The sequence below is a fragment of the Oribacterium sp. P6A1 genome (assembly GCF_000702885.1).
Taxonomy (GTDB): domain Bacteria; phylum Bacillota; class Clostridia; order Lachnospirales; family Lachnospiraceae; genus Oribacterium.
In genome coordinates this window covers 1-12,267 of sequence record NZ_JNKO01000047.1, presented here as the reverse complement: position 1 = coordinate 12,267, position 12,267 = coordinate 1, and the positions used below count along the sequence as shown (strand labels likewise).

General features: G+C 44.5%; 9 protein-coding genes and 1 tRNA gene. 9 read left to right on the top strand and 1 reads right to left on the bottom strand.

The annotated features are described in order from the left end of the window. The first annotated feature begins 21 nt into the window (after positions 1-21). The 9 genes from T515_RS15115 (at position 22) to T515_RS15080 (ending at position 10,640) form a co-directional block, all read left to right on the top strand. Positions 22-93, top strand: a tRNA-Glu gene (locus T515_RS15115). 107 nt (positions 94-200) lie between these two features. After that, positions 201-1,073, top strand: coding sequence for a peptidoglycan editing factor PgeF (gene pgeF, locus T515_RS15110; protein ID WP_051671801.1), 873 nt, complete (start codon positions 201-203; stop codon positions 1,071-1,073). 122 nt (positions 1,074-1,195) lie between these two features. After that, positions 1,196-1,447 (top strand): hypothetical protein, encoded by a 252-nt coding sequence (locus T515_RS17495; protein WP_155988408.1) that lies wholly within the window; start codon positions 1,196-1,198, stop codon positions 1,445-1,447. Between the two features lie 86 nt (positions 1,448-1,533). After that, positions 1,534-2,181: an RluA family pseudouridine synthase gene (locus T515_RS15105; protein ID WP_036613020.1), complete on the top strand. Its 648-nt coding sequence runs from the start codon at positions 1,534-1,536 to the stop codon at positions 2,179-2,181. 89 nt (positions 2,182-2,270) lie between these two features. After that, positions 2,271-3,383 carry a DUF4186 domain-containing protein gene (locus T515_RS18355; RefSeq protein ID WP_330372693.1) on the top strand — a complete coding sequence of 371 codons (1,113 nt, stop codon included), beginning with the start codon at positions 2,271-2,273 and terminating at the stop codon, positions 3,381-3,383. A 335-nt stretch (positions 3,384-3,718) separates the two neighbouring features. Next, entirely contained in the window at positions 3,719-4,726 is a 1,008-nt protein-coding gene (asnA, locus tag T515_RS15095; RefSeq protein WP_036613019.1) for an aspartate--ammonia ligase, read from the top strand. A 247-nt stretch (positions 4,727-4,973) separates the two neighbouring features. After that, a complete protein-coding gene (locus T515_RS15090) occupies positions 4,974-8,081 on the top strand; it encodes a hypothetical protein (protein ID WP_036613018.1) in 3,108 nt (1,035 codons plus the stop codon). Positions 8,082-8,601: 520 nt separating this feature from the next. Further along, complete coding sequence (locus T515_RS15085) at positions 8,602-9,624, top strand: substrate-binding domain-containing protein (protein ID WP_242839399.1); 1,023 nt, start codon at positions 8,602-8,604, stop codon at positions 9,622-9,624. Between the two features lie 8 nt (positions 9,625-9,632). After that, positions 9,633-10,640 (top strand): hypothetical protein, encoded by a 1,008-nt coding sequence (locus tag T515_RS15080; RefSeq protein ID WP_036613015.1) that lies wholly within the window; start codon positions 9,633-9,635, stop codon positions 10,638-10,640. A gap of 392 nt (positions 10,641-11,032) precedes the next feature. Here T515_RS15080 and T515_RS15075 read toward each other — a convergent pair whose 3' ends face one another. Continuing rightward, the gene (locus T515_RS15075) at positions 11,033-12,151 is read right to left on the bottom strand and encodes an IS110 family transposase (RefSeq protein WP_036613010.1); all 1,119 of its coding nucleotides are present in this window, start codon (positions 12,149-12,151) and stop codon (positions 11,033-11,035) included. Positions 12,152-12,267: the final 116 nt, after the last annotated feature.

Sequence of the window (12,267 nt, the reverse complement as noted above, 5' to 3'; positions counted from 1 at the left end):
TTGAAAACTTAATTTATTTATGGCGGATTGGTCAAGCGGTTAAGACGCAGCCCTCTCACGGCTGAATCCCGGGTTCGATTCCCGGATCCGTCACTAAGCTTCAGGTCGTTTGACCTGAAGCTTTTTTGTATATATCAGTATTTCCAACTGAAATACTGATGCCGCGTATATATCAGTGTTTTCGAAGGAAAGGAAGTTTTATGAAAATAAAGCACTACGGTAATGCCGGGACATTGGAACTCAAAAACCACTTAAACGAAGACGGAAGTCTGCTTCAGTATCTTCAATTTCCGGCTATGGAAAAGACAGGTATCGCAACTCATGCATTCTCCACCAGGATAGGCGGCGCCAGCAAGGGAATATGGTCAAGCATGAACCTTAGCTTCACAAGAGGAGATGATCCTAAAGATGCATACGAAAACTTCCATAGATATGCTGTTCTTTTCGGTGTTCCGGATGACAGACTTGTCCTTCCCTATCAGACTCACACTGTCAATGTCAGAGTGGTCACAGAAGAGGATGGGGGAAAGGGATTCACAAGAGAAAGAGACTATACCGATGTTGACGGCCTCATAACCAATGTTCCGGGACTGGTCCTTGCCATCTTCGTTGCAGACTGCGTGCCCCTGCTTTTCCTTGACCCGGTTCACAAAGCCATCGGAGCCAGTCACTCAGGCTGGAGAGGAACTGTGAACCGTATGGGAAAGGCCACCATAGAAAAGATGAGGGAAATCTATGGCACCGATCCGAAGGACCTCCTTTGCGCCATAGGACCAAGCATCTGCAGAAACTGCTATGAGGTTTCAGATGATGTGGCCTCAGAATTTAAAAAAGCTTTCCCCGGACGCGAAACCGAAATCCTTAATGATGATGGTTTAAATGAAGCAGGAGAGCACAAGTTTCACCTTGATCTCTGGAATGCCAACAGAATAGTTATGGAAGAAGCAGGAGTCAGGGCCGGAAACATTAGCATGACAGATATCTGTACAAACTGTAATCCCGAGCTTCTTTTCAGCCACCGTTTCACTAAGGGACAAAGAGGCAATAACGGAGCCTTTATCATGCTCAAATGAAGTACACACATGTAGTATTCAATTAAATGTGTTACAATCTGATTTGACAGCGGATTTTACAGCCTATGTCACAGGACAAATACTTCCAAGGTTTAAGATGCTAATAAAGGAGTTTTAATCCCATGAATTTACCAATCGCAATTTGCATTATCATATTTTTAGCCGCAGGTACTGTTTTCATCTTCAAGAAGGGTGTCCGCATGGACAAACTGACTCCCGAAGAACAGGAAACCATCATCCGTTCAAGATGCTCATCCTGCCGTATGTCACATTACTGCAATGATTCAAAGTTAAAGGGAGCCGGCGGGTGTTCTAAGGAAGAAGCCGTTCAGAAGGATGAGACAAAAAAGGAAGACTCCTGTACCTTAAACTAATACTCCGGACGCTTATTTCTAAAAACAATTCCGGAAGTACAGTGAAGATATCTTTAATATGACATAAGTGTCAAATTCTAAATACCATGAAAATAATCAACGAAACCGAAAACTATATAGTGATCCTGAAATCTCCCGGGGAGGATTCCGAAAAGGATGTACCAGGACTTCTTGCTCATGAGACCGGTAAAGATGCCTCTGACTATTTCTGTGTTCACAGACTGGATAAAACAGCTTCCGGACTTCTTGTGTACGGAAAGAACAAGGCTGCAGCCGCTGATCTCACTAAACAGATACAGGATGAGGCTGTAAGAAAAACCTATCTTGCAATTGTAGCCGGAAAACCGGAGACATCGGAAGGAAGCTTTAAAGACCTTCTTTACAAGGACAAAATGAAGCAGAAAGCCTTTCCGGTAAAGCGTATGCGAAAGGGCGTAAAGGAGGCGGAGCTTTCCTACAGAGTTCTTGAAACCATGGAGTATGAGGCTTCTCTGATCTCTCTTCTCGAAGTCAGACTCCATACAGGACGTTTCCACCAGATACGCTGCCAGTTCGCATCAAGAAAGATGCCGCTTTTAGGTGACGGAAAATACGGCTCACGGATAAAGACAAAAAGCCTTTGCCTTTTCTGCAACAGTATAAGCTTTTATGATTCCGTATCAAAGTCCGAAGTTTCTTTCAAAGCTTCACCGGAAGACGAAGCACCCTGGAATCTGTTCTCAACTATTCACTAAACCATGAAATTAGTCAGAGAGCGCGAAGCGAGAAACTCGTCTATTTGACTCATTTTATAGTTACAAAAAATATAAACGGAGGCTTTCCGATGGAAATCCGATTAAAGGCTTCAAAAACATTAAAATTCAGCACTCAGGCAGAAGCCGACCATCAACTTCAAATGATCTCTGATAAAGAAGACACCGGTTCGGTTGCTCTTCTTGCTGATCCTCTTTGTGAAGAGATCTCTCTCGGCACTGATCTTAACAGTGATAAGATCTCATATTTAAGCTGCCGCGGTGACAGTGAAGAATCAGGCCATGTTCTTGATTTCTCCTGGGTACAGAACCTTCGCCGCCAGTGTATTGCTCTGGACATTCCATTTTACTTCACCGGTACCGGCTCTAACTTCAGGATGAAGGGCCGTGACTTCCATATAGATAAAAAGTTTCAGGAGTCCCAGGCTGAAAAAGCGGAAATGAATTATTTCCCACTGTCCAGAGCCATGAATCCTCCGGTCCAGGAATCAGAATCTGATGATCTCAGTAAGATGGGATTTCAATCCATAAACTCTTCTGATTCTTTTAATCCATTCCTTGAAGAGACAGCTTCCTCAAATGATTCAGAAACCGGACTGAAGATTCCTCATATTAACTATGATATAGAGATAGAAGAGGATGTCGAAAATGAGTTTCTGCCTCATGACTCAGATGAAGAGACCCTGACCATACCGGGCATAAACTATGAAGTCACTGTAGAACAGGCACCTCCGGAGAATACTGAACAGAACGGCTTTGATTGCAGCATAGAAGTAACTGAACAGGCAGAGACCGGCTCCGATGCAGAAACATTGTCCCAAAACTTCAAAGGGCAGGGTATGGATGAGCTGTTTTCACATCTTCAAAGAAGCAAGTTCCGTTCAGGCTTCCATCTTCACAAGCTCGAAAGGGACTACTTCACATCTCATGGTGAGGATGTCATACGAAAGCATGCATCTGATTTTATAGCACAGCGTCTTAGTCCGGCAGAGCCCGCAAACGATGGTAAACAGACTCCCATGAAGGGGCATCCGGTTTTCATCGCCCAGCACGCCACAGCCTGCTGCTGCAGAGGATGCCTGAAAAAATGGCACCATATCCCAGAACACAGAGCCTTAAGCGATAAGGAACAGAATTACATCGTTGATGTCATCATGGCGTGGATAAAGAGAGATATAGGGTGACTTAGAATTACATAGAATGACATAGGAACGCTTCGCGAAGAGCGCTCACGCGTTCCTCCCACATTCCGCACTCCCAGGCCGCATAAAGCGTCCTTACGTGCTCTCTGGGAACACCAGCCCATTTAGTTCGCTTCGCGAAGGGCTGGTGCTATATGCCAGATTCCTACGGAATCTGCCACCAGTCATGTGGGGCGTGCCAAGAAGTCTATATGCCACTTTTGTGCAAGCACAAGTGGCATATAGACTTCTTGGCACTTATGTCATATTTTTCTTGCCATGTTTTTTCTATACTGCTAAGATAGTGCTTTAAAGTATAAAATTATAGGGAGGCAACTATGGGACTTATTTTTCCTAAGGACTATGATCCACGACTTTCTGTTCGCGAAACACAGGAAGCCATCAAGTACATTCGCGATACATTCCAGAAAGAATTCGGCCGTGAGATGAATTTGAGCCGTATTTCAGCACCACTTTTCGTACCGAAGAGCAGCGGTCTCAATGATAATCTCAATGGATATGAGCGTCCGGTAAGCTTTGATGTACCATGGTGGCCGGGTGAGACAGTAGAAGTTGTTCATTCACTTGCAAAGTGGAAGCGTATGGCTCTTAAGCGTTACGGTTTCAAGCCAGGCGAGGGTCTGTACACCAATATGAACGCTATCCGCCGCGACGAGGAGCTTGATAACCTTCACAGCTGCTATGTTGATCAGTGGGACTGGGAGATGGTTATCGATAAGAGCGACCGTAACATGAACACTCTGGAAGGCACTGTACGCATGATCTTCCGTATCATCAAGCATATGGAGCATGAGGTATGGTACAAGTATCCAAACGCTGTAAACAAGCTCCCTGACGATATATATTTCATTGATTCAGAGACTCTTCTCAAGATGTATCCGGACAAGACTCCAAAGGAGCGTGAGAACGCCATCACAAAGGAGCACGGCTGTGTATTCATCTCAAGAATCGGTGAGAAGCTTTCAAACGGCGAGCCTCATGATGGAAGAGCTCCGGACTATGATGACTGGCAGCTTAACGGTGACATCCTTTTCTGGTATCCTACACTTAACTGCGCTCTTGAAGTAAGTTCCATGGGTATCCGTGTTGACGAGGATTCACTTGCTGAGCAGCTCAAGAAGGCAGGCTGCGAGGAAAGAGCAGAGCTTCCATACCACAAGATGCTTCTCAACAAGGAACTTCCATACACCATCGGCGGCGGTATCGGACAGTCACGTCTCTGCATGCTTCTTCTTGACAGAGCACACATCGGTGAGGTTCAGGCAAGTATCTGGCCTCAGGATATGATCGACGAGTGCGCAAAGCACAATATCACACTGCTTTAATCCGGGATTTTATAATTTCAACCCGCGGTTCCTTTCGGAGCCGCGGGTTTTTTATTAACCTCCGGTACATACTTTTAAGCCCATATATGTCTATTCTGTGAAACCTTTAATAACATCTTTTCAATGTTGTGATTTTTCAGTTTCCTTTCAGATTGGGATGATAGATTATGCGAAAATCAAATTTAAATACACGCCGATATAAACATTGGTGTACCGAATATCTTTTGATCTGAAAGGATTTAAGACTATGAAGAGAAAAAACATCCAGGCACTTTCATGTGTTTTAGCAGTGGCACTAAGCGCCTCAGGCCTTAGTGCCTGCAGTACCTCATCAGTACCTGAAGCAACAACTGCTTCCGAAACAGAGAATTCTCAGGATGCCGCTGAACAGAATACTGATACTGAAAACCCTGAGGCTCCAAACGGCCCCGATGGCGCTCCAATGGAGGAAGCCCCTGAGGGAATGCCGGGAGGCCCCGGCGGACAGGGTGGTCCGGGCGGTCCCGGAGGAATGCCCGGACCACAGGAAACAAGCACAAAGGTTTCCGTAACCGAGGGCGACTGGTCCTTTGATGTCATAACAACAGGCGAGGGCGAAAACAAAAAGGTCACAAGTACCATAACCTACTATGCCGGTAAAGAGGATGCGGTCGTTATCATCCCTTCAGTTCTCGGCGGTGCTCCTGTAACTGAAATCTCTGCACAGGCCTTCGGTCACCACAGTGAGATCATGGCGGTTTACGTTCCGGATACTGTTACAACAGTTTCAGAGTGGGCATTCTATGACCTTAACACTGCCACCATCATTTCCTTTGGGAACCCTGATGTAAACATTGACGACGCGGCCTTCCAGTCCAGCGGCAATGCGGTTCTCTATCTGCCTGAAGGCACTTCACAGACAAAGGCAGGCGGCAAGGAGGTTGTAAGCGCCGGTACAGAGCTTATCACAGTTTCCCTTGAGAATCCCGAGGCGGCAGCCATAGCCGGCGGAACTTATCTTAATGTTTCTTCCGACAAGACCTATTCAATTTCAACAGACGATATCACAGCAATCGCAGTAAGCGCCAGCGGTGAAGGATCCGATGTCTCGGTTTCCGGCTCCACTGTAACCTTCTCAGGTGATGCTTATGTTGCGGAAGAGGAAAAGGTTGAGATCTTCGAAAAGTTCAAGGATTCAGTTAAGGAAGCTGACCTTACAAAGACTCTCTGGTACCTGTCCGAGGATGATGCAAAGGAGCTTAAGGAAAAGATCGAGTCCGACGAGTCCTACAGCAAGCTTAAGTCTGTTCTTAAGTTTGAGGAGGGCTACTATATAAACGGTGACAAGGTAACTCTTGATGAGAATGTCAAAGCCTACGATGTAAAGACCGGAGAAGAAATCGAAAAGGATTCCATAACAGGTGCATTCCCGGCAACAGGCTCAGGAAACTACCGCTACATGAGCTATGAGGACACTGACAACGACGGGGACGTAGACATTATCTACTACTCACCTTACAGTGTGAACTACTCCTATGATTCCACAGTTATAAAGAGCGACAACGAGAACCTAAACGGTCTCACTGCAAGAGATACTCTGAATCCTATATACTTAAGCTTTGCAGAAAGTGTTGTGAAGGCAAGCGGCGAGTCCGAGGATGTGAAGGAGGATGACCTCACCATAGACACATCAAAGGACGGTGACGCCATGGGTGCGGAAGCAAACGAAGAGCGTTCACTTGTATGGGCTGACGACTACGCAAGCATAACTGTAGATCATCTGAACGGAACATCAACAGCAAGTGCAAACTGGGCGAAGATGTCTTACCTCACAGGTCTTTCAAGCTATAACGTAGAGATCGCCATGGAGTGGGGCATGAATGCACTTCTTTACGCAACAAACGGCGGTATCGTAACAGTTGGCAGCACTGACGGGGAGAAGAGTACCTTCTATGCAAACGGAGACGGTGCCAACGGCGTTATCGCAGGAGGTTCCGGCAAAAAGACCGGTGAAAGCGATGCCAAGTCCGATACAGCTTCTGTTTATGTTTACAATGCCGACTTCACTCTCGAAGGCTGGAACAACCATGTGGCAGACGTAGTTTACGGAGGCTACGCTTACCTTGAAGATGTAACAGGTACAACAGGTATCGACGGAAGCTATTCAGTGGGTCAGGCTTCAGCCCTTGCCAATGACTTCGGTAACGGCGTTGTTGATGTAAAGAACTTCTCAGCAACTGTTTTCGGTAACCGTTCAGCCGGCGCCTACGTTATCGGAGGCGGTGTCATAACTGCAGAGGACTCAAGCTTTATTTCAAAGGCCGACGCCGCAGCAGTTATCGCATCAGGCGGAACCTACAAGATGAAGAACACTCTTCTTGAGGGTGTCATGGGTATCAAGAACCGCGGAGGCATCAACACCGATTCTACTTCCATTTTTGATAATGTCACTGTCCGGGCAGCAAAGAACATGTCAAACTACATCACAGGCGCAAAGGCAAAGGCCGCTGCGGACGCCTGGGAGAAAGCAAGCGGAAGCACCGAACTCATGCACTATATGATGAGCGATGCAGACATGACCATCGGACAGCTTTGCGATAATTACGATGTTTCGGATTCAGCAAAGAAAGAGCTTCTTGAGACATTGAGCGAGATAGCAGGTGAGACATACACAGAGGATACAAAGTTAAGAAGCTCTGTACTTGATAACACCTACTATAACTACTCGGCAGGAGCCTATACAGGAACCACAGACTATTCAGATATTCCTTACCTTGTTGTGGGCAGCGCCTACGGCGGAACTGTAAGCTCAGTAATGGAATTTGAGGCAGCAGGTGAAAACCTTCTCTTCACAAACTCCAAGTTTGAAAATACAAACGGCGATGATTACAACTACCTCATCGCATCAGAAGCAGGTTCGGCACCTGTAATCACCTTCGAGGATTCTGACGCATCAGGCATCATCTGGAACGAAGGTGACATCGAAAGAGTAGTGGAAGGTATGAGCGGCAGCCGTTCATCGTCCGTTACAGTAACCTTCAAAAACTCTGACTTCACAGGTTCCTTCGCAGACGGTTCAAACGGTCTCTGGGATGTGGACGGTCTCAGCTACACAAATTCAAAGGGCGAGACCACAAGCCTTAACGGAAACTACTATGGTGCTGAAAGCAACTTCGGCATCAGCGCAACCTTCTCCGGTGACTCTGTATGGACCGTGACTCACGACTCCTACCTGGGAAGCCTCACCATCGAGGATTCGGCTTCCATCACAGCACCTTCAGGATATAAGCTTACGATGACAGTGGATGGCAAGAAAACTGATATCAAGGCAGGCACATATACAGGAAAGATAGTGATTACCCTTACGAAGGCGTAAAAAGATATATCTGTTTTGATGACCCCCGCGGTTCCGGTTGGAGCCGCGGGGGTTAAATAATTTCCTGATTATATCGATGGTCATATACGAATCATGTCATGTCGGGGACATTACGAATAAATCCATGTAAAAAATAAGCGTTCAAGTCTTCAACGAGCTTGAACGCTTATTTTATTTCCGGCTCCAGATCATAAAATTCTATCACCGTCTTTCATTGTTTTTTGCAAGTTCCCTTTAGAAAAGAGTACTTCAATTATGCAACAAACAGTATTTCATATTTATTCGGATTAAAAAATTACTGATTTAAGTCGAATTTGAGTCGATAAAACAAATAACAAGAGGCAGAAGGCGAATATAAGTTTAAGTCATTCTTATGAACTGAAGCTTTCTGCTGAAAAGTATCGAAAAAGAGGCAACTTAAATGCAAAGAAATAAATTTCGGAAGTTATATTTAGTGATTCCGGTATTGACGATTGTGATTGCCTTTGGGGCTTGCTCTTCGCCAAATCCTGAGAAGGGTTTGAAAGAGACTTCACTTCCTGCTGATTCATCTGAAACAGCCGATATATCTTTCGGTGAAGACAAGGCAAAGCATGTAAGCAGCGCGGTTGATTTTGATCATGAGCTTGATTCGTATATTCCAGAGAAGGATCATTATAATTTCTATTTCACATATAAAACTGTCCATCCCTGGTGGGATGCCGTAGCTCTGGGAATGGAAGAAGCCCAGAGACAGTTTCTGGATAAAGGAATTACTGTTACTTATGAGTATATGGCACCTGAAGGCGCTTCTGCTGAAGATCAGACAAAACGGCTTCTTCAGGCAGAACAAAAAAACTATGATGTGATCGGCGTCGATGTTGCAGACGAGTCTGTTATATCTCCGATAATTGACAGAATGGTTGACTCAGGGTCAAAAGTAATGACCTTCTCAAGTTCAGACGCAGCCGCGGGTTGTAAAAGAATAGCATATGTTGGAAATACACATAATTACGAGGACGGTGCAGACTTAACGGAAGCCCTTTGTGAAAAGCTTGAGTACAAAGGAAAGGTAGCTATACTTGTGGGGAGCAGAGGTGCCCCATGTCATGAAGACAGGGCAAGAGGGGCCAGAGACACTATTGCAAAGTATGGTGACATGGAGATAGTAGCCACGGAATATGATATGGACTCTGTTGATCTGGCATACGGGCTTACCCTGAATATACTAAAAAAGAACCCGGATCTTGACGGAATTATCTGTTGTAATATGAGTAACCCCGTAGGTGCAGCCAGAGCTGTTAAAGAAACAGGCAGCAAAGCAGTTATTGTCGGCATGGATCATGATCAGGAAGCATTAAGCTATCTGGATGAAGGTGTGATTTATTGTCTCGGAGTGCAGGATTGCTATTCAATCGGATTTGATACGATTCAGGTAGCAGTGAAAATTGCTGATGGAAATATGCCAGGAGAGTTATTTCCGGATAAAACCGATGAGATAACTACCATTATCTATCAGAGAGACGCTGCATTGATGCTTGAACTGCTTTATGGTGATATTTGAAGATGAAAATGAAACAGATAACGAATAGAACATTTTTGCTTACAGCAATCATAGGCAGTTTGCTGATAATTGCAATGGTGACTGCCAATTCAATTCACTCGTCGCATAATACTATTCTTAAGACAGAAGAAGCTATTTTTACAGTAAGCCGATTTTATCTTGAATCAATAGCAGATCGTCGTTCTCATACTGTTGCCAATCAAATTGAAAGCGAATTCATTCAGATGGAAACGGCTTTGGACTATATTCAGCATGAAGACATCGAATCACAGGAAGAATTACGGACTACACTTGGAAAAATCAGAAATCTGTTGTCCCTTAACCGATTTGCGCTGGTAGATCAGGATGATGTTGTGTATACGCAATATACGACATATACCGGAAAAAGCAGACATGAATTCTTATCGGAAGAAACAATGACTGATCGTACTATCAGTACAGTTTCCATTTATGGTTCTTACAAACAGTTGTGCCTCGCTATTCCGACACCGGATCTTACTATCATGGGTAAACCCTTCAAAGCCTGCTTCATTCAGATAGACATTAAGGATATCATTGACCTGCTTCAGGTTGATGATAAGAGCAGTACATATTTCGCTTTATATTCAAAAAACGGAAGTAATCTGTCCGGCACGGAACTTGGTCCGGCTATTTCATATCATAATATATTTGACGCAACAAAGGGTCTTGTTTCTGAGGATGTATGGAAAGAAAATATGGATCATTTTGCTAACGATGTAGGGGGAAGCATGACGTTTATATATGGCGGTGTCACTGAAACGTTGTGTTACGTTCCTCTTCTGAATACAGGATGGGAGTTTACTGTTTTGATCCATGAAAGCGTTATTTTGGATCAGATTCGTGACATTAGCGAGAACAATCTTTTAACCAACTGGAAACAGATTACTTTCACGTTTTTTGCAGCACTGATTCTGGCTACTATTCTTTTTCTGGAATTAAGGGAATTATCCAAAGAGAAGCTGATATGTAATGACCTTTGTCAAGAAGTAAATTGAGCCAAAGATCCCTACAAACTTATTTGATTGTTTCTGAAGGCATCTTGATAGAGCTTCGGGTATCAGTTCCCGGCATTGGCCACTCTGATATACGTGGATTGGTTACCGACAGGTCAATGGTCCGCCGTGAGCTCTACCGTCTAAAAACGTGGATCACGGATGACTCCGTGCCAACATAGCTTTTTCGTAGATAGCTCGAACCTTGAAAAGGCCGAAGCCCTTTCAAGATGCCTTCAGTTGTTACTTGGTTTATTAGCAGATGTAAACTGTATTATCTGGATCACATCCGCTTAATTGCCTATGATCACAGTGGGATGTTGATGTCAAGACTGCGTAGCACCGCCTATGGCGGCCTGGTCTTGAGGTCATCATCACGCTGTGATATTTTTGTTTTAAGCGATGTGATCAGTCATCATTCCCCACATAAAACAAGCTAATTCTCGTGCAATTGCGACAGTTGCTACGTTATGTTTCTTATTCTGACCCAGAACCATCTTGTAATACCGCCTTCTGAGACGTTCGTTAGCTCTATCGGCATACGCAATCACTTCAGAACGGTTACCTGCCTGGCGGGCTTTTAATTCTCTTGATTTGAATCCAATTTCACCACGTCCAAAGCATTTTGCTGATTCTACCAGCAGAAGTCTGACATGACGATTACCTGCCTTTGTAATGCTTAAGCGCGTGCAATCCGGTCCGCTGGAGTCTTCTCCGGGAACCAATCCGATATAGCTGGCAAAGCGTTCAGCAGTTGCAAATCTGTGGAAATCTCCTACTTCTACGATGGTTGATAAGGCTGTATTGGTTTTTACTCCGATGTAGCAGGTAAGCATTTTTACTTTTTCTGCATAAACTTCCTGTGAGGCGAGCTCCTCGATACGTCTGTCGAGGCGTTCGATTTTATCAGTCAGTGCATCATATGTCAGCAAATACTCTGTCAGAATCTCTGAATAAAGTCCTTCTGACTTCAATGACCTCAGCCATTTGATATGAACCTGAGTCCAATAATGTCTGCTTCCATAGCGATAGTTATGACGGAGGCAAAATCCAAGAATCTGTTGCTTGATCTTCTTCAGGGCAAGTTTATGATCATCACGCATACGTAAGAATTCCTTGGTTTCCTCATCCTGTTGAGTTGGGATATGAACAGGACTGTAGCTGCGAGATGCAAGGCATTTAGCTATGAGCTCAGCATCACGTTTATCTGTTTTGATACGTTTTTTGCTACGCTGCTCCAGCATGGTTGACGGAGCCAGAATCTTGCAGTTGACATTATGATCAGTCAACTGATGATACAAAGTATATCCAAGACAACCGGCTTCATATCCACACACAAACTCAACGGCTTCTCCGTAGATTCTTCTGAGATAATCGAGATATGATAGAACTTTTTTATAGTCTGCCTCCATCTTTTGAAAATAAGATGCCTTATCAGCTTCGACTGTATAAGCGCATACTGTAAAACTTTCCTTATGAACATCCATTCCTACGTAAACTGTGGTATTATACATGCTATGACCTCCATTTGTATGCGGTAATCCCTGTTACCAATTTTTTCTTTTCCGATTAAAAATTATACAGGTAAATCCACGTTGCTACAAATCGGGGGTCATTACATATTGTCTAA